General features: G+C 72.1%; 20 protein-coding genes. 8 read left to right on the top strand and 12 right to left on the bottom strand.

Annotated elements, in window-relative coordinates; genetic code table 11:
* Positions 1–46 precede the first annotated feature (46 nt).
* The gene (locus tag ABZU69_RS01635) at positions 47–469 is read right to left on the bottom strand and encodes a DUF2000 domain-containing protein (RefSeq protein ID WP_354962481.1); all 423 of its coding nucleotides are present in this window, start codon (positions 467–469) and stop codon (positions 47–49) included.
* Positions 470–519: 50 nt separating this feature from the next.
* Here ABZU69_RS01635 and ABZU69_RS01630 point away from each other — a divergent pair, with 50 nt between their 5' ends.
* Both ABZU69_RS01630 and ABZU69_RS01625 read left to right on the top strand, forming a co-directional pair.
* The gene (locus ABZU69_RS01630; RefSeq protein WP_354962480.1) at positions 520–1,377 is read left to right on the top strand and encodes an AraC family transcriptional regulator; all 858 of its coding nucleotides are present in this window, start codon (positions 520–522) and stop codon (positions 1,375–1,377) included.
* A gap of 117 nt (positions 1,378–1,494) precedes the next feature.
* On the top strand, positions 1,495–2,316 hold the full coding sequence (locus ABZU69_RS01625; protein ID WP_354962479.1) for an alpha/beta hydrolase: 822 nt from the start codon (positions 1,495–1,497) through the stop codon (positions 2,314–2,316).
* Between the two features lie 6 nt (positions 2,317–2,322).
* Here the strand turns inward: ABZU69_RS01625 and ABZU69_RS01620 are convergent, their stop codons facing one another.
* The 7 genes from ABZU69_RS01620 to ABZU69_RS01590 all read right to left on the bottom strand — a co-directional run bounded on the left by ABZU69_RS01620 (position 2,323) and on the right by ABZU69_RS01590 (position 9,068).
* Positions 2,323–3,156 carry a helix-turn-helix transcriptional regulator gene (locus tag ABZU69_RS01620; RefSeq protein WP_354962478.1) on the bottom strand — a complete coding sequence of 278 codons (834 nt, stop codon included), beginning with the start codon at positions 3,154–3,156 and terminating at the stop codon, positions 2,323–2,325.
* A gap of 292 nt (positions 3,157–3,448) precedes the next feature.
* Positions 3,449–4,873, bottom strand: a complete 1,425-nt coding sequence (locus ABZU69_RS01615; protein WP_354962477.1) for an aldehyde dehydrogenase family protein — start codon at positions 4,871–4,873, stop codon at positions 3,449–3,451.
* An 84-nt stretch (positions 4,874–4,957) separates the two neighbouring features.
* A complete protein-coding gene (locus tag ABZU69_RS01610; RefSeq protein WP_354962476.1) occupies positions 4,958–5,923 on the bottom strand; it encodes a zinc-binding dehydrogenase in 966 nt (321 codons plus the stop codon).
* Positions 5,920–6,282, bottom strand: coding sequence for a hypothetical protein (locus ABZU69_RS01605; protein WP_354962475.1), 363 nt, complete (start codon positions 6,280–6,282; stop codon positions 5,920–5,922). Before ABZU69_RS01605 ends, ABZU69_RS01610 begins: the two co-directional genes overlap by 4 nt.
* Positions 6,279–7,145 carry an extradiol ring-cleavage dioxygenase gene (locus ABZU69_RS01600; protein WP_354962474.1) on the bottom strand — a complete coding sequence of 289 codons (867 nt, stop codon included), beginning with the start codon at positions 7,143–7,145 and terminating at the stop codon, positions 6,279–6,281. The genes ABZU69_RS01605 and ABZU69_RS01600 overlap by 4 nt, the downstream gene beginning before the upstream one ends.
* 31 nt (positions 7,146–7,176) lie before the next feature.
* Positions 7,177–7,947 (bottom strand): citryl-CoA lyase, encoded by a 771-nt coding sequence (locus ABZU69_RS01595; protein ID WP_354962473.1) that lies wholly within the window; start codon positions 7,945–7,947, stop codon positions 7,177–7,179.
* On the bottom strand, positions 7,932–9,068 hold the full coding sequence (locus ABZU69_RS01590; RefSeq protein ID WP_354962472.1) for a CoA transferase: 1,137 nt from the start codon (positions 9,066–9,068) through the stop codon (positions 7,932–7,934). The genes ABZU69_RS01595 and ABZU69_RS01590 overlap by 16 nt, the downstream gene beginning before the upstream one ends.
* Positions 9,069–9,266: 198 nt before the next feature.
* Here ABZU69_RS01590 and ABZU69_RS01585 point away from each other — a divergent pair, with 198 nt between their 5' ends.
* The 3 genes from ABZU69_RS01585 to ABZU69_RS01575 all read left to right on the top strand — a co-directional run bounded on the left by ABZU69_RS01585 (position 9,267) and on the right by ABZU69_RS01575 (position 13,390).
* Positions 9,267–10,703, top strand: coding sequence for an amidohydrolase family protein (locus tag ABZU69_RS01585; protein ID WP_354962471.1), 1,437 nt, complete (start codon positions 9,267–9,269; stop codon positions 10,701–10,703).
* Between the two features lie 3 nt (positions 10,704–10,706).
* Positions 10,707–11,510: an IclR family transcriptional regulator C-terminal domain-containing protein gene (locus ABZU69_RS01580; RefSeq protein ID WP_354962470.1), complete on the top strand. Its 804-nt coding sequence runs from the start codon at positions 10,707–10,709 to the stop codon at positions 11,508–11,510.
* 299 nt (positions 11,511–11,809) lie between these two features.
* Positions 11,810–13,390, top strand: coding sequence for a DHA2 family efflux MFS transporter permease subunit (locus ABZU69_RS01575; RefSeq protein WP_354962469.1), 1,581 nt, complete (start codon positions 11,810–11,812; stop codon positions 13,388–13,390).
* 57 nt (positions 13,391–13,447) lie between these two features.
* Here the strand turns inward: ABZU69_RS01575 and ABZU69_RS01570 are convergent, their stop codons facing one another.
* The 4 genes from ABZU69_RS01570 to ABZU69_RS01555 all read right to left on the bottom strand — a co-directional run bounded on the left by ABZU69_RS01570 (position 13,448) and on the right by ABZU69_RS01555 (position 17,016).
* Complete coding sequence (locus ABZU69_RS01570) at positions 13,448–13,909, bottom strand: DUF5709 domain-containing protein (protein ID WP_354962468.1); 462 nt, start codon at positions 13,907–13,909, stop codon at positions 13,448–13,450.
* A 120-nt stretch (positions 13,910–14,029) separates the two neighbouring features.
* A complete protein-coding gene (locus ABZU69_RS01565) occupies positions 14,030–14,914 on the bottom strand; it encodes an alpha/beta hydrolase (protein ID WP_354962467.1) in 885 nt (294 codons plus the stop codon).
* A gap of 113 nt (positions 14,915–15,027) precedes the next feature.
* Positions 15,028–15,951, bottom strand: coding sequence for a sigma-70 family RNA polymerase sigma factor (locus tag ABZU69_RS01560; protein ID WP_354962466.1), 924 nt, complete (start codon positions 15,949–15,951; stop codon positions 15,028–15,030).
* A 96-nt stretch (positions 15,952–16,047) separates the two neighbouring features.
* Positions 16,048–17,016 carry a YafY family protein gene (locus tag ABZU69_RS01555; protein WP_354962465.1) on the bottom strand — a complete coding sequence of 323 codons (969 nt, stop codon included), beginning with the start codon at positions 17,014–17,016 and terminating at the stop codon, positions 16,048–16,050.
* Between the two features lie 62 nt (positions 17,017–17,078).
* Between ABZU69_RS01555 and ABZU69_RS01550 the strand changes: the two genes are divergently transcribed.
* From ABZU69_RS01550 to ABZU69_RS01540, 3 genes are read left to right on the top strand one after another with little or no spacing between them, the layout of a single operon-like run.
* Positions 17,079–18,212, top strand: a complete 1,134-nt coding sequence (locus ABZU69_RS01550; RefSeq protein ID WP_354962464.1) for an epoxide hydrolase — start codon at positions 17,079–17,081, stop codon at positions 18,210–18,212.
* Positions 18,209–19,369, top strand: coding sequence for a winged helix DNA-binding domain-containing protein (locus ABZU69_RS01545; RefSeq protein WP_354962463.1), 1,161 nt, complete (start codon positions 18,209–18,211; stop codon positions 19,367–19,369). The genes ABZU69_RS01550 and ABZU69_RS01545 overlap by 4 nt, the downstream gene beginning before the upstream one ends.
* Positions 19,370–19,388: 19 nt before the next feature.
* Positions 19,389–20,132 carry a DUF2071 domain-containing protein gene (locus ABZU69_RS01540; RefSeq protein WP_354962462.1) on the top strand — a complete coding sequence of 248 codons (744 nt, stop codon included), beginning with the start codon at positions 19,389–19,391 and terminating at the stop codon, positions 20,130–20,132.
* The last annotated feature ends 20 nt before the right edge of the window (positions 20,133–20,152 follow it).

Genomic DNA, 20,152 nt, shown 5'->3' with positions numbered 1-20,152 from the left:
CCGCGGGTCGGCGCCGGAAGCCCGGCGCCGACCCGCGGCGACCCGGTCAGGGATGCATGGTGGCACCCTTGAGCACCTTGTCCACCACGTTGCGCGGGGCGTGCAGCGCCAACCCCACGAGGTCGATCTTCTCCCGACCCGCCGCCCGCACGGCGGCCCGGTTGTCCCGGTCGTTACCGGTGGCGAACAGCTCCTGCGTGAAGATCGAGAGGCGTAACCCACGGCTGAGCGCACGCGAGTGCGCGCCGGCCAGCACGGCCCGGTCGCCAGCGAAGACCAGCACCGGCTGGCGGAACATCGGCAGGTACGTGGTGCCGTCCGCGTCGCGGTACTCCTCGCCGAGCAACTCCGGCTCGGCGTTCGCGACGCCGCTGATCAGGAAGGCGGTGACGTTCAGCTGTTGCCAGCCCGCCAGGTCGTTGCGGAGCAGCACGGCAATCTTGGTGGGAAAGCGGATCGGTTCGGACATGGCGTCGAACCTGCCCGAACCGGTACCGGCAGGTCTTGTACGTTCTTAGCGTGGTCACCCGGCCAGCGGGCTCGCACGTCAGCGCGTGGCGACCCTCGGTAGCCGGGGTCGCCGAGGTCTTCCACGCCCACTTCGTGGATCACGCGTACCCGCCGCACACCCACGACGCGTGGACGCTGCTGATCGTCGACGATGGCGCGGTCCGGTTCGACCTCGACCGGCACCGGCACGGCGCGCTGCGGACGTCCGTCACCCTGCTGCCGCCGTACGTACCGCACGACGGCCGCGCCGCCACGCCGCACGGCTTCCGCAAGCGGGTCCTGTATCTCGACACCTCGACGCTCGGTGCGGAGCTGGTCGGCCGCGCGGTCGACCAGCCGAACCTGGCCGATCCGCGACTGCGGCACCGGATCCACCACCTGCATCAGGTGCTCGCCGTACCCGGCGACGAGTTCGAGGCCGACAGCCAGCTCGCGCTCATCCTGGACCGGCTCCGCCAGCAGCTCAGGCAGCCGGCCCGAGCCAGCGTCCAGCCGGCCGCGCGCGGCCTCGCCGTCCAACTGCGTGAGCTGCTGGACGCCCGCACCGTCGAGGGCGTCCCGCTGCGGGAGGCCGCCGCCCTGCTGCACGCCCACCCGACCCATCTGGTCCGGGCGTTCACCCACGTGCACGGGCTGCCGCCGCACTCGTACCTGACCGGTCGCCGGGTCGAGCTCGCGCGTCGCCTGCTCCTCGAGGGGCGGCGTCCCGCCGAGGTCGCCGCCGCGGCGGGGTTCTTCGACCAGGCTCATCTGACCCGCCACTTCCGGCGTCACCTGGGCGTCAGCCCGGCCCGCTACCCGGCCGCGCAGCGCTGGCACGGACCGCGTTCGGGCGAAGCGGCCGTCCCGCCCGCCGGCCGCACCTAGCATCGGGGGAGGACCGTCCCGGACCCGTTCAATGGTGTCCGCAGGTACGGCGCCGGCACGGGGTGCCCGCCGTGGCCCGTCCGTCCGATTCCCGACCCGCGACCAGGAGGCATCGGCATGAGCTACGTCAAGGCCAAGGACGGCACCAAGCTCTACTACAAGGACTGGGGCGAGGGGCCTGTCGTCACCTTCTCCCACGGCTGGCCGTTGAGCGCCGACGCCTGGGACGGGCAGATGCTCTTCCTCGTCCAGAACGGGTTCCGGGTGGTCGCGCACGACCGTCGCGGGCACGGCCGGTCGAGCCAGGCCCGCAGCGGCAACGACATGAACGGGTACGCCGACGACCTGGCCGCCGTCATCGAGGCACTGGACCTGCGGGACGCCACCCTGGTCGGTCATTCCACCGGCGGGGGAGAGGTGGCCCGCTACATCGGCCGGCACGGGACGGAGCGGGTCGCCAAGGCCGTGCTCATGTCCGCCGTACCGCCGATCATGGTGCAGAGCGCGGACAACCCGGAGGGGCTGCCGATCAGCGTCTTCGACGACCTGCGGGCCCAGCTCTTCGCCGACCGGTCGCAGTTCTACCAGGACCTGGCGCAGATGTTCTACGGCGCCAACCGGCCGGGTGCGAAGGTGTCGAAGGGGATCCTCGACCAGTTCTGGCTGTGGAGCATGCAGTCCGGCATGTGGAACGCCTACGAGAGCATCAAGGCGTTCTCCGAGACGGACTTCCGGGACGACCTGGCGAAGTTCGACATCCCGACGCTGGTGATGCACGGCGAGGACGACCAGATCGTGCCCGTGAAGGACTCGGCGCACAAGACCGCGAAGCTCGTCGCGAATGCCAAGGAGATCTACTACCCGGGCGCACCGCACGGCATGACGGCGACGATCCAGGACCAGGTCAACAAGGATCTGCTCGCGTTCCTGCGGAGCTGACCGGGGTCAGACGAGCTGGGCGCCGATGACGGTGAGCAGCCGCAGCTTCTCGTCGCTCTCCGACCCGGGCACGGCGGTGAAGACCAGCAGCGTCTGGGACTGGTCGGGATCCACCAGCGTCTGGCAGTGCAGCTCCAGCGGCCCCACCTCCGGGTGGACGAAGCGCTTCGGAGGGCAGTAGCCGGCCTGCACCGGGTGCTCCCGCCACAGCTGGGCGAACTCCGGGCTCGTGGCCAGCAGGGAGTCGACGATCGTCGCCGCCCGCGAGCCCCGGCCGTCGCGGGTGTACGCCGCGTGCAGGTGCGCCACGAGGAGCCGGCTCTGCGTCTGGTGGTCCTCCGCCGGGTGTAGCTGCCGGGTCTGCGGGTCGGTGAACCAGCGGTGGTGCAGGCTGCGCGCCAGCCCGGTGTGCCGGGTCTCGTCGCCGAGCAGCGCGATCGCCGGCACGGTCTGCGCCAGGGTCTCGCCGAGGTGGTTCACCACCTGGGCGGGGGTGTCGTGCAGCCGGTCGAGGATCCGCATCATGCCCGGGTTGACGTGGTCGGCCCGGACCGTACGGTGCGGGACGGCGTGACCGGCGAGCTGGAACAGGTGGTCCCGCTCGGCCAGGGAGAGTCGCAGGCCACGGGCAAGGGCGGCGAGCATCTGCTCCGAGGGGTGTGGCCCCCGCTGCTGCTCCAGCCGGCTGTAGTAGTCGGTGGACATTCCGCTCAGTGCGGCGACTTCCTCGCGTCGTAGCCCTCCGGTCCGCCGGCGCCGGCCCCGGGGCAGCCCCAACTCCTCGGGCTGGAGCGCCTCGCGTCGGGTACGCAGGAAGCTGGCGAGTTGGGCGCGGTCCACGGTGGCTCCTCGATCGGTGGGTGCCGGTGGGGGACCGGCACAGTGACTGCAACAGGCGAACCGGGGCGGGGTGTTCCGCTCCGGCGCCCCGAGGATGCCGGGGGCGGCGGCCTTGCATCAGTCCTTTGCTGTGCTTCACCCCACGCAACACCAGACGTCCGCTATCCGGACAACCGGTGTTGCGCCGGTTGAAGCAGAGCAAAAAGCGCGCGGAGGGCGGGACCGGGCGGCCCGGCCCCGACGGCGCGGGACAGCCCCGGCCCGACGGCGCGGGCCGGGACGCCGGGCGCGATCAGCGCTGGATGGACTTGGTCTCCAGGAACTCCTCCAGGCCGAAGCGGCCGAACTCGCGGCCGTTGCCGGACCGCTTGTAGCCGCCGAAGGGGGCGAGCGGGTTCCAGTGACCGCCGTTCACGTCGACCTGGCCCACGTGCAGCCGCTTCGCGACCGCGAGGGCGTGCTCCGGCTCGCCGAAGACGCCGCTGGTCAGGCCGTACAGCGTGCCGTTGGCGATGGTTACGGCCTCATCCTCGTCGGCGTACGGGATGATCGTCAGCACCGGGCCGAAGATCTCCTCCTGGGCGATCGCGGAGTTCGGGTCGACGTCCGCGAAGATCGTCGGCTGCACGTAGGCGCCCTTCGCCAGGCCCTCCGGCCGACCTGGGCCACCGAACACGAGCCGGGCGCCGTCGGCGACCCCCCGCTCGATGTACCCGACGACCTTCTGCCGGTGGGCCTCCGAGGCCATCGGGCCGATCCGGGTCGCCTCGTCGGCGGGGTCGCCGACGGTGAACTGCTTCGCCGCCTCGACGGCGAGCGACACGACCTCGTCCTGCCGGGAGGCGGGCACCAGCATCCGCGGCCATGCGCCGCAGACCTGGCCGCCGTTGGCGAAGGACATCATCACCCCGGCGGTGACCGCCTTCGGCAGGTCGGCGTCGTCGAGGATGATGTTCGCGCCCTTGCCGCCCAACTCCAGCGCGACCCGCTTCACGGTCGCCGCGGCCACCGCCCCGATTCGCTGCCCGGCCCGGGTGGAGCCGGTGAAGGAGATCATGTCGATGTCCGGGTGGGCGGAGATGGCCTCGCCGACGACCGCGCCGGTGCCGTACACCACGTTGAACACGCCCGCCGGTACGCCGGCCTCGGCGGCGACCTCGGCGAGGATCCGCGCGGTCAGCGGGGCGTTCTCGGACGGCTTGAACACCATCGTGTTTCCCGCGAGCAGCGCCGGCGCCAGCTTGGAGACGATCTGCTGCAGCGGGAAGTTCCACGGCGTGATCGCGCCGACCACGCCGATCGGCTCGCGGACGATCAGCGAGTTGCCGACCTCCTCGGTCCAGGCGAAGTCGTCGGCGAGGCCGGCGACCGATTCGATCACGGCGGCGGGGAAGGCGACCTGGGCGGTCCGGGACATGCCGATCGGGGAGCCCATCTCGGCGGTGATCGCCCCGGCGATCTCCTCCTGCCGGGCGGCGAGGCCCGCGCCGAGGCGGCGCAGCACATCCGCCCGGTGCTGCGGGGTGGTCGCCGCCCAGGCGGGGAAGGCCGCCCGGGCGGTGGCGACGGCCCGGTCGACGTCGGCGGCGGTGCCGGCCGGCGTCTCGGCGACGATGTCACCGGTCGCCGGGTTCACGACGGGAAGGGTGCCGGCCGAGCCGGCGACGATCTCGCCACCGATCCAGTGGCCGGTGACGGTGTGGGTGGAAGGTGTCATGCACCGACCGTGGCACCGGCGCCGAGCCCCAACCAGGTGCGGTCTATCCAGGGTTTCGCGATCCCTGGCTGGGGCCGGGCCTGGTCAGAGCGCGAGGACGACGCGGCCGGCCGCGGTGCCGTTGTCCTGCCGGGACCAGGCGTCCGCGACCGAGGCGAACGGCACGATCTCATGGTCGACGGTGAGCCGACCGGCGGCCGCGTGCCCGGCCACCACGGCCAGCGACGCCGCCCGCTGCTCGGTCGACAACCCGTTGTTGGTGTAGCCGATCATGCGCAAGGAGCCACTGCGCAACACGGCGGACTCGATCGGCGCGGTGGCGCCCGCGGCGCTGCCCAGGTTGACCAGGCGGCCACCCGGGCGCAGCACCCGCAGCGCCGCCGCGGCCGGAACGCCGAAGACCGGATCGAGGACGAGATCGATCGGACCGTTGGCGGCGTCGCGCAGTCGGTCGGCCATCGACGCGACGTCGTCATCCGGCAGCAGCGGGAGGGCGGCCGCCGCCCCGAGCTCCTCGGCGCGGGCCCGCGCCGAAGCGGAGCGGGCCACCGCGATCACACGCCGCGCCCCGCCGAGCAGGGCCAGCTGCACGGCCGCCTGGCCGACCACGCCGCCGGCGCCGAGCACGATGACCTGCTCGCCGGCCACCAGGCCGCCGGCGCGGGTCAGGGCCGCGTGCGCGGCGACCGCGGAGAGGCCCAGGGCGGCGAGCAGGGTCAGCGGTACGTCGGGCGGCAGCGCCACCACGTCGGCGGTGGGCACCGCGACCGTGGTCGCCATGCTGCCGTCGACTCCGGGCCGCATGCCGGCCGAGGTCCCGAACCAGACGGGGGTGCCGTCGGCGAGCCGGCCGACACCCTGCACGCCCGGCACGTACGGCGTCGCCGGCGTGCCGAAGTAGCTGGTGCCGGTGGCGCAGAGCACGTCGAGCGGGGTGATCGGCACCGCCTCGACGGTGACCACCACCTCGCCGTCGGCCGGCACGGGGGCCGGCCGCTCGGAGACCGTCGGCGGAGTGCCGCAGGCGGTGAGCTGGGCCGCGCGGATCACGTCGCGATGTCCGGGTAGGGCATCGCGAAGTGAGCCAGCCGCGCGCCGTAGGACTTCTGGTACTCCAGCGGCTCGGTGTTGTCCCGCTCGAAGACGGCGATGAAGAGGGTCAGCGTCAGGAACGGGTGGGCGCCCAGCTCGAACAGCTTCACGTGGTCGTGGGCGGCCAGCGCCTCGCGCTCGACGTCGTCGAAGCGCAGCCAGGTGCTCGCCTCCCCGCCGTGGCAGTTGAGCACCGCGTTGGCGCGTTCAGCCTCCCACCAGGCGACCAGCTCGCGCGGCTCGCTCCGGTAGCGCTCGACCAGCTCCGGATCGCGGTCGACGGTGTAGAGGAACTTGTTCAGCAGGTACTTGCTCATGCCGCCGGCGCTCCGTTCGGGTACCAGGTGAAGTACGCCTCCATGGTGTGGAACAGGTCGAGGGTGTCGACGTAGTCGGCCTTCACGCCGGCACCGGCCACGCCCATCATGAGCATGAAGTCCATGAAGCCGTGGGTGGCGTTGCCCGGTGAGTGCAGGCTGTCCAGCGTGACCTCGCGCAGGCACCCGTCCAGGTCGCCGTTGGCGATCCACTCGACGGCCCGCTGGTCGAACTCCGGGTCCGGGCCGTGCGGGCCGAACTGCCGGGGCCCACCGAGCTCGAGCGAGAGGTGGCCGGTGCCGATGACGGCGACCCGCAGGTGCGACGGCCACGACTCGACGATCTCCCGGATCGCCTCGCCGAGCTGGACGAAGCGCTTCGGCTGCGGCAGCGGCGGCGCGAAGATGTTCGTGTAGATCGGCACGATCGGCAGGTCGGCCTCGGGCCGCAGCGTGATGATCGGGCAGGTGATGCTGTGGTCGATGCGCAGCTCGTTGCTGAACGCGAGGTCGAAGCCGGCGTCGAGCCCCGCCCGCAGCACATGCGCGGACAGGTCCTCCTGACCCTTCAGCAGCATGCGGGGCAGGCCGAACTCACGCTCCTCGTTGTACCAGTTGGCGTCGTAGAAGGGCGCCTTGCCGACCAGGAACTGCGGCATGTTGTCCAGCCAGAGCTGGTGGAAGTGGTCGGAGCCGACCATCACCAGCACGTCGGGCCGGGCCCGGGTCAGCGTCTCCCGGAAGGCCAGGATCTTGCTGGTCCACTCGTCGGCGAACGGTGGCCGATCCTCGCCCGTGGCCGTGCTGGCGCGGTAGTAGAAGGGGTGATGGGTGGAGGCGATGACCGCGACGATGGAGGCCATTCCCACTCCTCTCGGGGGCTGAAAAGGGGGATCAGGGTTCGTACACGGCGTTGCGGTCGACGGTGCGGTAGATGTCCATGCCGAGCGGTCGGCGCCGCTCCTCAGCGAGGTGCCCGAGCAGCCCGGCCGCGCGGGCCAGCAGGGCGAACCCGCGCAACATCTCGACGGGGAGCCCGAGGTCGGCGAGCGCCGCGCCGCAGACCCCGGCGCCGTTGAGCGGCAGGGTCCGGCCGAGCACCTGCGGGTGGACCCGTCCGATTGCCTCGAACAGTCGCAGGTGCGGGCCGTGCAGACCCTCCTCGGTGGCGATCCGGATCAGGACGGGGGTGCGCGGGTCCTGCTCCTTGTGCACGGGGTGCCCGAGCCCCGGGACCAGCCGGCGCTCCTGCCGGGCACGGGTGACGGCGTCGAGCGCCACGGCGTCGTAATCGGTCACCTCTCCTGCCTGCGCGAGCGTGTCGGCGAGGAAGCGTCCACAGTCCTCGGTGACGCCGAGGAAGCGCGAGCCGCCACCGAGCAGGCCGGCGGCGAGCGCGCCCTGAAGCGACTCCGGGGCGGACAGGTAGGTGAGTCGGGCGGCGATCGCCGTCGGGGTGAAGCCGTGGTCGGCGAGCGCCACCAGTACCGCCTCGAAGACCCGCACCTCGCCCCGGGTGGGCCGGCGGCCGGCGACCAGCCAGTACGCCAGCTCGCCGAAGCCGACCTGGCCCATCAGGTCGGCGGCCAGGTCCTGCCCGAGCAGCGAGATGGTGGTCGGGTCGGACGTGCCGATCCCGGTCGGGAAGCTCAGCTCTTCAGCCACGCGCGGATCTCCTCGCCGTGTTCGTCGAGCCCGGGCGGCGGCAGCTCGTACCGGGCGGGGGTGTCGGAGAAGGTGATGGGGTTGCGGACCCCCGGCACGTCGCCGACGGCCACCACCGGGTCGAGCCCCAGCTCCTGGGCGAGCGCCACGCCGCCGTCGATGGTGTTGATCGGTGCGCACGGTACGCCCGCGGCGAGCAGGTCGCGGAACCACTCGTCCTTGGTCCGCTTGGCGAGTCGTTCGACGAGCAGGGGTCGCAGCTGTTCGCGGTTGGCGGTGCGATCCTGGTTGCGCCCGAAGCGCGGGTCGTCGGGCAGGTCGGGCAGGTCGAGTACCTGGCAGAGCTTGCGGAACTGCCCGTCGTTGCCGGCGATGACGATCAGCTCGCCGTCCGCCGTGGGCAACGGCTCGTACGGGAAGAGGCTCGGGTGCGCGTTGCCCATCCGGAACGGGACGGTGCCATCGGCGACGTAGCCGCTGGAGTGGTTGACCAGGCCGGACAGCGCGGAGCTGAGCAGGTTGACCTCGACGTGCTGCCCCTTGCCGGTCGCGCCACGGTGGTGCAGCGCGGCGAGGATGCCGATGCTCGCGTGCAGCCCGGCCATCACGTCGAACACGGAGATGCCGGCCCGGTACGGCGGGCCGTCCGGGTCGCCGGTGAGACTCATCAGGCCCGAGATCGCCTGCACCATCAGGTCGTAGCCGGGGAAGTCCGCTCCGGCGCCGGTGCCGAAACCGCTGATGCTCGCGTACACGACCTTCTCGTTGCCGGCGGTGACGGTGTCGTAGTCCAGGCCGAAGCGGGCCAGGCCGCCGGGCCGGAAATTCTCGATCATCACGTCGGCGCGGCGGGCGAGTTCCTGCGCGGCCGCCAGGTCGTCCGGCTTCTTCAGGTCGAGGGCGATCGACCGCTTGTTGCGGTTGATGCCGAGGTAGTACGTCGAGACGCCGTCGCGGGTGGGTGGCATCCAGGTGCGGGTGTCGTCGCCACCGGGGCTCTCCACCTTGATCACCTGGGCGCCCAGGTCGGCCAGGAGCATCGTGGCGTACGGCCCGGCGAGGATCCGGGAGAAGTCCGCGACGAGCAGGCCGGCTAGTGGCCCCGTCGAATGCTGCACCATGTTTCCGCCCGTTCTGCGGACACCTGTCCGCAGAAATAGCTTGCGTCACCGGCTGGGAGCTGTCAACGGTCAGCTCATCGTACCGAAACGGGTCCTTGACACGACTTCGTGACCGGGACCACACTGGCGCCACTCGGGGCTGGCCGCACAGCGGACAACGGTCCGGAACCCCTCGTACCCGGAAAGGAATGGGTGGCGATGAGCGCAACCTCCCGGCCGGTGGTCTTCCGCAACGGCCTGGTTCTCACCATGGACGACGCACACACGGTGCTGCCGGGCGCCGACGTGCTGGTCATCGGCGACCGGATCGCGGAGGTGGGCGTCGGCCTCACCGCTCCCGACGACGCCCTGGAGATCGACGCCGCCGGCGGCATCCTCATGCCGGGAATGGTCGACACCCACCGGCACATGTGGCAGACCGCCATGCGCGGGTACGGCGCCGACTGGACCCTGACGCAGTACTTCGTCTGGTACTACCTGGAATCCGGCAAGCTGTTCCGGCCCGAGGACGTGTACGCGGGCAACCTGCTCGCCGCGATCGAAGCGGTCGACGCGGGCGTCACCACCACCGTCGACTGGTCGCACGGCCTCCAGACACCTGATCACGCCGACGCGGCCGTCGACGCCCTCGAGGCGGTCGACGGACGGTTCGTGCTCGCCTACGGCAACATCCAGCAGGGCCCGTGGGAGTGGGCCACCTCGCCGGAGTTCCGCGACTTCCACCGGCGCCGGATCGACGGCGGCAAGCTGGCCGGTTTCCAGATGGCGTTCGACGTCACCGGCGATCCCGCCTTCCCCGAGCGCGCCGCCTTCGAGGTGGCCCGGGAACTGGGTGCCGCGGTGACCACCCACGCCGGCGTCTGGGGCGCCACCAACGACGACGGCATCCGGCTGATGCACGAGCACGGCTTCATGAACCCCTCGACCGTCTACGTGCACGCGGCGACGCTCACCCACGACTCGTACAACCGGATCGCCGCCACCGGCGGCTCCGTCTCCGTCTCCACCGAGAGTGAGCAGAGCGCCGGGCAGGGTTACCCGCCCACCTGGCAACTGCGCCACCACGACATCCCGGTGTCGCTTTCCATGGACACCAGCGTCTGGTGGAGCGGCGATCTCTTCTCGGCGATGCGGACCACGCTCGGCGCCGACCGCTCCCGCGAGCACCTGGAGGCGCACGCCAAGCAGGACACCATCACCCACTGCCACCTGCGGGCCGAGCAGGTCGTCGAGTGGGCCACCCGGGGCGGCGCCCGCGCCCTCGGCATGGACTCCACGATCGGCGCCCTCACCCCCGGCCGGCAGGCCGACATCGTCCTGATCAAGAACGACGCCTCGCCGGTGATGTTCCCGATCCTCAACCCGCACGGTCACGTCGTCTTCCAGGCCCAGCGCGGCGACGTGCACACCGTGCTGGTGGGCGGCCGGGTCGTGAAGCGGGACGCCCGGCTGGTCGACGTCGACCTCGCCGCCGCGCGGGCCAGGGTGGCGGCCACGATCGACCACCTCCGCGAGACCATGGGGGAGGAGGCGTGGCTGCGGGGCATGAACCCGGACGTCCCGGAGACCGCGATCCTGGAGAACCCGTACCAGTACACCGAGTGGGACGCCGGCTCGGCGCAGTGGAAGCATTAGGACATGAGTGACACCGGAAGGGGCGCCGGGCCCGACTTCATCGAGGCTCTCGCCCGGGGTCTCGACGTCCTGCGCTCCTTCCGTCCGGCCTGCCCGTCGATGACGCTCAGTGAGATCGCCGCCGCCACCGGCCTGGCCCGGCCCACGGTCCGGCGCATCCTCATCACACTCGAGTCGCTGGGCTACGTCCGCGCGGTCGGCCGTGGCCACGCCCTCACCCCGCGCGTCCTGGAACTGGGGATGGCGTACGTCAACGCGCTGAACATGTGGGACGTCGCCCGCCCGCACATGGAGAAGCTCGTCGCGCAGACGAACGAGTCCACCTCGATGGCCCAGCTCGACGGCAGCGACATCGTCTACGTCGCCCGCGTCGCCGTACCGAAGATCGTCACGCTCGCCGTGACCATCGGCACCCGCTTCCCGGCCCCCGCGACGTCGATGGGCAAGGTGCTGCTCGCGGGGCTGCCGCCGGAGACGCTGGCCGCCGTGCTCGCCGAGCCGACCCGCTCCGGGATCACGCCCCGCTGGCAGCCCTCGCCCGGTGAGTTGGACGCCGTGCTGCGCGAGGTGCGTGCGAAGGGTTGGGCGCTCGCCGACCAGGATCTCGCTCCGGGGATCCGGTCCGTCGCCACCGGGGTCCGCGACGGCGACGGTCGGGTCATCGCCGCGATCAACGTCACCGTGCACGCCGCGGAGACGTCGTTGGAGACGCTGGTCGACGACCACCTGCCGCGGTTGTTGCGCGCGGCCGCCGACATCGGGCACGACTGGGCGCTGACCGCCGCGGTGCCGGTGTCCACCGCCTGAAGGTCCACCTCCCCGGCCGCCCCTTGTGGGACCCGCTCGGCGCCGGCCGGGGCGGACCGCGTCGACGGCGGGCTCGGCCGTTTCGGCTGGCTGATCGACACCCCGACAACCGGCTGCAATCGGACGGCCGAACGGATGCGCCGCCGCGCGGTCACGAAATCCGGCGGCGGACCGTCACAGGGGACAGATAGTCTGCCTGCGCGCGTCGTCGCCTCGGTACGTCGCGTCCTGCGCCTGGTAGGCGCGGCACCGCCGCCACCGCCCACCATTCGCCGGTTCAACCGACTTCAGGAGAGTTTGTGACCCAGCAATCTGTCGCGACATCGGACAAACTCGACGCCGCGGTGCTCAAGGTGGCGGGCGTCGTCGTCCTCGGCGCGATCATGTCGATCCTCGACGTGACGGTGGTCAGCGTCGCGCTGCCGACGTTCCAGAGCGAGTTCGACGCGTCCTACGCCCGTGTCGCGTGGACGATGACCGCCTACACCCTCGCCCTGGCCACGGTGATCCCGCTGAGCGGGTGGGCAGCCGACCGGTTCGGCACCAAACGCCTCTACATGGTGGCGCTGGCCCTGTTCACGATCGGGTCCGGGCTCTGCGCCACGGCCGACACGATCGGCGAGCTCATCGGTTACCGCGTCCTGCAGGGCCTCGGCGGCGGCATGCTCATGCCGCTGGGCATGACCATCATGACCCGGGCCGCCGGTCCGCACCGGATCGGCCGGTTGATGGCGGTCCTCGGCGTCCCGATGCTGCTCGGGCCGATCGGCGGCCCGATCCTGGGTGGCTGGCTGATCGACACCGCGAGCTGGCACTGGATCTTCCTGATCAACCTGCCGATCGGCGTGGTCGCGCTGGTCTACGCGCAGATGGCGCTTCCGAAGGACGCGCCCGAGCCGTCGGAGTCGTTCGACTTCATCGGCATGCTGATGCTCTCACCGGGGCTCGCGCTGTTCCTCTACGGCGTCTCGTCACTGCCGGAGACGGGCACCTTCGCCGAGACCAAGGTGTGGGCGCCAATGCTGGTCGGCGCCGCGCTGGTGGTGGCGTTCGTGCTCTACTCCTTCAAGCCTCGGCACCCGCTGCTCGACCTGCGGCTGTTCACCAACCGCAACCTGACCATCGCCTCGGTGACGCTGTTCGTGTTCATCATCGCGTTCATGGGCGCCGGCCTGCTGTTCCCGAGCTACTTCCTTCAGGTGCGCGGCGAGTCGACGCTGGCCGCCGGTCTGCTGATGGCGCCGCAGGGCATCGGCGCGATGATCACCATGCCGATCGCCGGCACGCTGGCCGACCGGGTGCCCATCGGTCGCACGGTCCCGTTCGCGCTGGCGCTCATCGTCGTCGGGTTCTTCAGCTTCACCCAGGTCGACCCGCAGACCTCGTACTGGCTGCTCGGCGGGTCCTTGTTCGTGATGGGCCTGGGCATGGGCGGCACGATGATGCCGATCATGACGTCGGCGCTGCGGACGTTGCAGGCCCACGACGTGGCGCGCGGCTCCACGCTGGTCAACATCCTCCAGCAGATCGGCGGGTCGATCGGCGCCGCGGTGATGTCGGTGATCCTCACCAACGAGCTGAACGGCTCCCGGCCGATCCCCGGCCTGGTCGACCCGAGCGGCAAGCCGGTCACCGAGGCCGGGCTGGCCATCGCCGCCCAGCAGCGGCCGGAGCTGCTCCAGCAGACGCCGGTGGACCCGTCGCTCATCGAGCGCGGGCTCGACTTCGCCGCCAAGTCGTTCGCCACCACGTTCTGGGTGGCGTTCGCGCTGGTGCTGCTCACCTTCATCCCGGCTGCCCTGCTGCCACGCCGGCGGAAGCCGGCGCAGCCGCTCGACGACCAGGGTGAGCTGGCCAAGGCCCCCGTCGTCATCCACTGAGCGACCCGCTCGCCGCGCTCGGCACCCCTCGTGGTGCCGAGCGCGGCGGCGCGGCGTTCAGCGAAGCGGGCCGTCCCCGGGCCCGTTCGGGTCCTCGACCAGGTGGATCGCAGCCTCCTCGGCGCTGGCGGCGCCTCCATCGATCCCGACGTCCCACGCCACCGACTCGGCCTCGTCGTCCTCGCTGAGCCCCTCGTCGTCGGCGACGAGCCGCCCCGCCCGCGCCTCGCGCTCGTATCCCCGCCGGGTCAGCTCATCCTCGTCGTCGACGCTCTCCGCGTACGGGTCGGTGTCCGGTTCCTCCTCGGCGAGGAGCTGCGCCAGAGACTCGCCCGCCCGCTCCTCGGCCGGCGTGGTGCCGAACCGGTTCGCCGCCGTCCAGTGGTCCTCGGCGATGATGCCGGTGTCGAGGGGGTCGCCGACCCGGTCGTCGTCGAGGGTGTCGGAGGCGTCCAGGACCCCGTCGTCCTCGGCCACGTTCCACTCGTCGACGGAATCCATCCGTTCGGTCTGGCTCACGGCGGTCTCCTCTTTGTCACGGTGCAGCAAAGTGCTCAGCCTATGACCGTGCAACGCGCCTGTACGCCGAGGCCTGCCCGCTGTGACGAACGACCTCGGGACGCGCTGTGCCGGGGTGGGTCACCGCTTCAGCAGCTCCGCCACGGCGTCGGTGAACTCCACCGGCTGCTCGATGTGCGCGAAGTGCCCGCTTCGCTCCAGCGTCACCAGCCGCGAGTCCGGAAGCCCCGCGTGCAGCTGCTCGGCCCAGCGGGGGCCGCAGATGAAGTCGTACGTCCCGACGATCACCACGACGGGCACGGTGATCTCACCGAGGTTGTCCCGCACGTCGAAGGGCGTGGGGTCCTGCGCGTCGGCCGGCGTCGACCAGATCCGGACGGCCGTCTGAAACGGGGCGAACTCGTCCCGTCGACCCCAGAAGTCCGCGAAGTACACCGGCAGGGCGGCGCGCAGCGCGGCCCCCAACGACTCGTCGTCCGTCGCGCCGCCGATCTGCGCGAAGGCGGCCGGGACCGCCGTCGCCTCCGGCCGGTCCGGGTGCCGCTGCGGGTAGGCGGCGAGGCTGGCCATGGCCTCGGCCCAGAACTCGGCGCCGGTGACGGGTGAGGTGTCGTACAGTGCGAGGCCGGCGATCCGGTCCTGGTGGGTGAGCGCGTACCGCTGGGCGACGAAACCGCCGTGCGAGTGCCCGAGGAGGTAGACCCTGGGTTCGCCGAGGTGCTCGACGACGGCGTGCAGGAACCGGACATACGTGTCGAGACGGTAATCGTCGGGGTTGTCGAGCTGTCCCGACGCGCCCGTGCCCACCGGCTCGACGTAGACCATGGTGAAGTGCGCCTCAAGGCTGGGCGTCCGCAGGTACGTCCACTCGATGCCCGGGCCGCCGGAGTGCGCCACGCACACCGGGCCGGCGCCGGCGACGTGGTAGACCTGCCGAACGCCGTCGACGGTGAACGTGTGGGCACCGGGTGTGAGGGCGCTGACGTCGTGGCGGGTGGAACCCATGAACTATCTCCCGATCCGAGACCCGCGCGGCGTCCGCCGACACGGCAACTGGTGCATGACGCGGACCAGATGCGCGGGCCGAGGGGAAAGTTCGCTCGGTCGGGAAAGTTTTTTCAGACCAGCGCGGGGACGGGGTGGAAGAGGGTGAGTTGGCGTACCCGGCCCTCGCGCAGCACCTGCATCCACAGCGCCCCGGGCGGGCAGTGCTCCGGGTCGTCGGGCGGGCTGATCAGGTCGGTTTCCCAGATCAGCACGTCACCGCTGGCCACGACGTTGCGCAGCCGCTGTCGTACCCCGTTCGTCAGGTCCTTCGTCATGCCCTGGACCGCCAGGTCGGTGCCGCCGCGCAGGCCACCCGGCGCGAGCATCTCCGCGTCCGGCCACCAGCTCTCGCGCACCACCCGGTCGAAGTCACCGCGCATCGCCGTCGTGATCATGTCGCGGCCCTCGCGCCACCGGGCGTCGCTGGACGCGGTGACGTCGACGTGCGCCGCGGCCGCCGACGCCCGCAGGCCGCCGGCGAGGGCGCGGCGGGCGTGGCTGAGCCGGCTGCGGACGGTGCCGACCGGCACGCCGCAGACGGCGGCGATCTGCTCGTACGAGGAGGCGTCGCTGAAGTACCGCAGCAGGGTCACCAGCCGGTCGGGCTCGGACAGCGCCCCGATGGCGTGCCACACCCAGTCACGCAGCGCGCCCCGGTCCAGCGCCTCCTCGGGGGTGGGGGTGGTGGCCGGCTGCGCGAACCACTCGGGTTCGGCGACCGGGACGGGCCGGGGCCGGCGCAGGGTCGTCCGACTGTTGTTACGGACGATGGCCCGCAGCCACGGGCCGATCGAGGCCGGGTCGCGAACCTCGCCGATGCGGCGCAACGCCACCACCATCGCGTCCTGGACCGCGTCCTCGGCGTCCGGACCGTAGCCGAGCAGGCTCAGCGCGACCGCCCGCATCTCTGCCTCGTGCCGGGCCAGCAGCACACCGAGCGCCGCCGCGTCGCCCGCCTGCGCGAGCAGGACCAGCTCCGCGTCACCACGCGTCACGCCCGCTTCCCCCCACTATGTGGCCTTTCAGTCGTTTCGGCCACGCCATCGGCCGTTCGAGCCTAGGCCGGGCGGTCGTGCCACCGCCCGCGCTGCCTACCCGGTTGTCGGGCCGGCAGCCCGGGTGGCCCGCGCGCCGATCTCGCGGAGGTACGCGATCAGCTCCGGCGGCTCGTGCACCTCGAAATCGCAGCCGAGGGTCAGCAGGCGCCACGCCAGCCACTCCAGGGTGTCGGCGTGACTGCGCAACCGGCAGGAGGTGGCGTCGATCGGCTCCAGGTCGACCGAGGCGCCACCGAGCGGGCCGGTCATCCGCTCCACCGGTGCGTGCAGGGTCACCACCGCCCGGTAGACCGGGGTCAGTTCGAGCAGCTTCTCCGTCACGAACGCCGCTGCGTCGGGGGCCGGCAGCGAACGAGGTGCGACACGGGTCCGGGTGGATCGCAGCTCGCCCATCCGGTCCACCCGGAAGATCCGCCAGTCGCCCCGGTCGTTGTCGTATCCCACCAGATACCACCGGCGGCCCGCCGACACCAGCTTGTAGGGCTCGACCAGCCGCTCGCCGGCCGCGCCGTCGCGCCGCCGGTAGGTGAACCGGAGCTGCTCGCGGTTGGTGACGGCGGCGGCCAGCGCGGTCAGCTGCTCGGGGTCGACCGTCGGCCCGCCCCAGGTGAGCAGCGGTTCGGTGGCGGCACCCAGCGCGCCGAGCCGGTGGCGCAGCCGGGCGGGCAGCACCTGTTCCAGCTTCGCCAGCGCTCGCACCGAGGCCTCCTCGATCCCGGCCACCGCATGACCGGCGGCGGTACGAAGACCGACCGCGATCGCCACCGCCTCCTCGTCGTCCAACAGCAGCGGCGGCATCGCCTTGCCGGCGACGAGGCGGTATCCGCCGATCGCGCCCATCGTCGCCCGCACCGGATAGCCCAGGTCGCGCAGCCGTTCCACGTCCCGGCGGACGGTGCGCAGGCTGACGCCGAGCCGGGTGGCCAGCTCGTTGCCGGGCCACTCGCGCGGGGTCTGCAGCAGAGAGAGCAGATTCAGCAGCCGGGCGGGGGTGTCGGACATGGCTCCAGAATGCCAGCGATGTGTGACAGGACCTGACCTATATAGGTCGTAGCGTGGCCGACATGACGCCATTTCGCATCGACATCCCGCAATCGGAGCTCGACGACCTGCGTGACCGGCTCTCGCGGACCCGGTGGCCCCGCTCGTTGCCCGGCGCCGACTGGACGCGCGGAGTGCCGGTGGACTACCTGCGCGAGATGGCCGACCACTGGGCGACCGGCTACGACTGGCGGCTGCACGAGGCGCGGTTGAACGAGTTCCCGCAGTTCGTCACCGAGATCGACGGGCTGGAGGTGCACCTGCTGCACGTACGCTCGCCGGAGCCGGACGCGCTGCCGTTGCTGCTGACGCACGGCTGGCCGAACTCGGTGGTCGAGTTCACCGAGTTGATCGGCCCGCTGACCAATCCGCGCGCCCACGGTGGGGACCCCGGGCAGGCCCTTCACGTGGTGGTGCCGTCGGTGCCCGGCTACGGCTTCTCGCAGGCGCCACCGGCCGGGTTCACGGTCAACCGGGTCGCCCGGATGTGGGCCGAGCTGATGCGTCGCCTCGGCTACGACCGGTACGGCACCCAGGGCGGCGACCTCGGCGCGTACGTCGCGCCGGAGGTGGCGACCGTGGCGCCCGAGCAGGTGGTGGGCGTACACATCGACGGAGGGTTCGGCTTCCCGACCGCCGCCGACGTGCCGGGCATGACCGAGGCGGAACGCGCCGAGTGGGAGCAGATGCAGCAGTGGATGAGCGGCGGCGTGGACCATCACGCGCTGCTGCGGGCCGCGCCGATGACCCTCTCGTACGCCTGGAACGACTCGCCGGTCGGGCTGCTGGCCTGGATGATGCACAAGTTCAAGGAGTTCACCATGACGGTGCCGACGCCGGAGCAGGCCATCGACCGGGACCACCTGCTCACCAACGTGAGCCTGTACTGGTTCACCGGCACGTCGGGATCGTCCTCGTGGCCGATGTACGAGCGCGTCACGATCGCGGACGACGGCGGTTTCGCCTGGCCGAAGGGGCAGCGGCGGGTGCCGTCCGGCGTGTACGGCGGAGGGTCCGCGCTGATGCGGCGCCTCGCCGAGCGGGACAACGCGATCGTCCACTGGCCGGAGGGCAACCCGGGTAGCCACTTCGTGGCGATGGATGAGCCGCTGGCGCACGCGGCGGACATCCGCGCGTTCTTCGGGAGCCTGCGGTGATCAACCTGAGCTGGGGTCAGGTGTGCGCCCGGCGCATGGACCGGCACGGGCTCTCCGCGCCGACCGCGACGGGTTCCGCCCCGGAGGCCGACACCGTCGCCGCCGTGGTGTCCGCGATGTGCGGCGCGCACGCCCAGGTCGCCTCCGCCGCCGAACTGTCCGTCGGGCTGCGGGTCCCGGGCGCCACCCGTGCGCTGGTGCGCCAGGCGCTGTGGACGGACCGGATCCTGGTCAAGAGCCGCGGGCCGCGCGGCACCGTGCACCTGCTCGCCACCGCCGACCTGCCGATGTGGACGGGCGCGCTCTCCGCGCTGCCGGTCCCGTCGTGGGAGCAGGGCCGCGACCTGCTGACCCCGGCGCAGACCGAGCAGGTCCTCGCGGCCCTCGCGGACGCGCTGGCCGAGGCCGAGCTGACCACCGACGAGCTGACGGAGCAGGTGGTCGCCCGCACCGGCCCCTGGGCCGGCGAGCGGGTCATGGACGCGTTCCAGGACAAATGGCCGCGCTGGATCTCCGCGATGACGGCCGCCACCCGGGGCGGCGTGATCTGCTTCGGCCCGAACCGGGGCCGCTCCACCACCCACACCAGCCCAACCCGCTGGCTGCCCGGGTTCGCGCCGATGGACGGCACGGCCGCGCTGGCCGCCCTCGTCCGGAGCTACCTGTACGCGTACGGGCCGGCCACCCCGGCGCAGTTCGCCCGGTGGCTGTCGGTACCCGCGACCTGGGCGGCGACGCTGTTCGAGTCGCTGGACCTGGCACCCGTCACGGTGGAGGGCACGCGGGCGTGGGTGGCGGCCGGCGACACCGACTTCCCGGACGACGGGCCGTCGGGGGTGCGCCTGCTGCCCTACTTCGACGCGTATACGGTCGGCTGCCACCCGCGTGACCTGCTCTTCCCCGGGGCTGCCGCCGACCGGGCGCTGGCCCGTGGGCAGGCCGGCAACTACCCGGTGCTGCTGGTCGACGGAACGGTCGCCGGGGTGTGGCACCAGCGTCGCTGCGGTCGCACGATCCACGTGACGGTCGAGCCGTTGATGGCACTCGGCGCCGGTCGGCGGCGGGCGTTGGAGGAGCAGGTCGAGCGGGTCGGTCAGGTCCTGGAAGGAACAGCATCGCTGACCATCGGCCCGGTGCAGGTCGGTCCGCACGCGTGAGCCGGGGCAGGATGGGGGTGTGGACATCGAGCCCGTCGACGCCGCGCCCCGGCGCGCGTTCCCCTGGGCGATGCTGCGGCAGCGTTGGCAGGATCTGACCTTCCTGCACTGGCCTGTCGCACCGGACCTCGTCGCGCCGCTGCTGCCGGCCGGGACCCGCCCGGACACCCTGGACGGGGTCAGTCACGTCGGGCTGATCGGCTTCCGGATGGTCGGGCTGGGCCTCGGCCGCGGGCCGGGGGTGCCCTACTTCGGCACCTTCTGGGAGACCAACGTCCGGCTCTACTCGGTCGACGGCACCGGCCGGCGCGCCGTGGTGTTCCGGTCGCTCGACGCGTCCCGGCTGGTGCCGGTGCTCGTCGCCCGTGCGACGCTGCGGCTGCCGTACCTCTGGTCGTCGATGCGGTTGGACCGCGACGGCGACCGGCTCACCTACCGGTGCCGGCGTCGCTGGCCGGGCCCGGCCGGCGCGACGAGCCGCATGGTGGTCCGGGTGGGGGAGCGGATCGCCGACCCGACCCCGCTGGAGCACTTCGTCACCGCCCGCTGGGGGCTGCACACCCGGGCGTACGGGCGCACGCGGCACCTGCCGAACTGGCACCCGCGCTGGCCGCTGCACCGTGCCGAGCTGCTGCACCTGGACGACGAGCTGATCGCCGCCGCGGGGCTGCCGGCGCCGACCGGGCCGCCGGTCAGCGTGCTGTATTCCCCCGGGGTCGGGGTGCGCTTCGGTCCGCCGGTCACCGTGCGCCGGCCCGGCTGACCCGCTGGTACGGGTCGCCG

The sequence above is a fragment of the Micromonospora sp. NPDC005206 genome, from assembly GCF_040608175.1.
Classification (GTDB): domain Bacteria; phylum Actinomycetota; class Actinomycetes; order Mycobacteriales; family Micromonosporaceae; genus Micromonospora.
The sequence above is the reverse complement of the archived record's forward strand: the minus strand, read 5'-3'. Positions and strand labels throughout refer to the sequence as shown.

Coding starts and splice junctions, on each gene's coding strand:
- ABZU69_RS01635 (WP_354962481.1), bottom strand. CDS start 469: ATGTCCGAACCGATCCGCTTTCCCACCAAGATTGCCGTGCTGCTCCGC.
- ABZU69_RS01625 (WP_354962479.1), top strand. CDS start 1,495: ATGAGCTACGTCAAGGCCAAGGACGGCACCAAGCTCTACTACAAGGAC.
- ABZU69_RS01615 (WP_354962477.1), bottom strand. CDS start 4,873: ATGACACCTTCCACCCACACCGTCACCGGCCACTGGATCGGTGGCGAG.
- ABZU69_RS01605 (WP_354962475.1), bottom strand. CDS start 6,282: ATGAGCAAGTACCTGCTGAACAAGTTCCTCTACACCGTCGACCGCGAT.
- ABZU69_RS01600 (WP_354962474.1), bottom strand. CDS start 7,145: ATGGCCTCCATCGTCGCGGTCATCGCCTCCACCCATCACCCCTTCTAC.
- ABZU69_RS01590 (WP_354962472.1), bottom strand. CDS start 9,068: ATGGTGCAGCATTCGACGGGGCCACTAGCCGGCCTGCTCGTCGCGGAC.
- ABZU69_RS01585 (WP_354962471.1), top strand. CDS start 9,267: ATGAGCGCAACCTCCCGGCCGGTGGTCTTCCGCAACGGCCTGGTTCTC.
- ABZU69_RS01580 (WP_354962470.1), top strand. CDS start 10,707: ATGAGTGACACCGGAAGGGGCGCCGGGCCCGACTTCATCGAGGCTCTC.
- ABZU69_RS01565 (WP_354962467.1), bottom strand. CDS start 14,914: ATGGGTTCCACCCGCCACGACGTCAGCGCCCTCACACCCGGTGCCCAC.
- ABZU69_RS01555 (WP_354962465.1), bottom strand. CDS start 17,016: ATGTCCGACACCCCCGCCCGGCTGCTGAATCTGCTCTCTCTGCTGCAG.
- ABZU69_RS01550 (WP_354962464.1), top strand. CDS start 17,079: ATGACGCCATTTCGCATCGACATCCCGCAATCGGAGCTCGACGACCTG.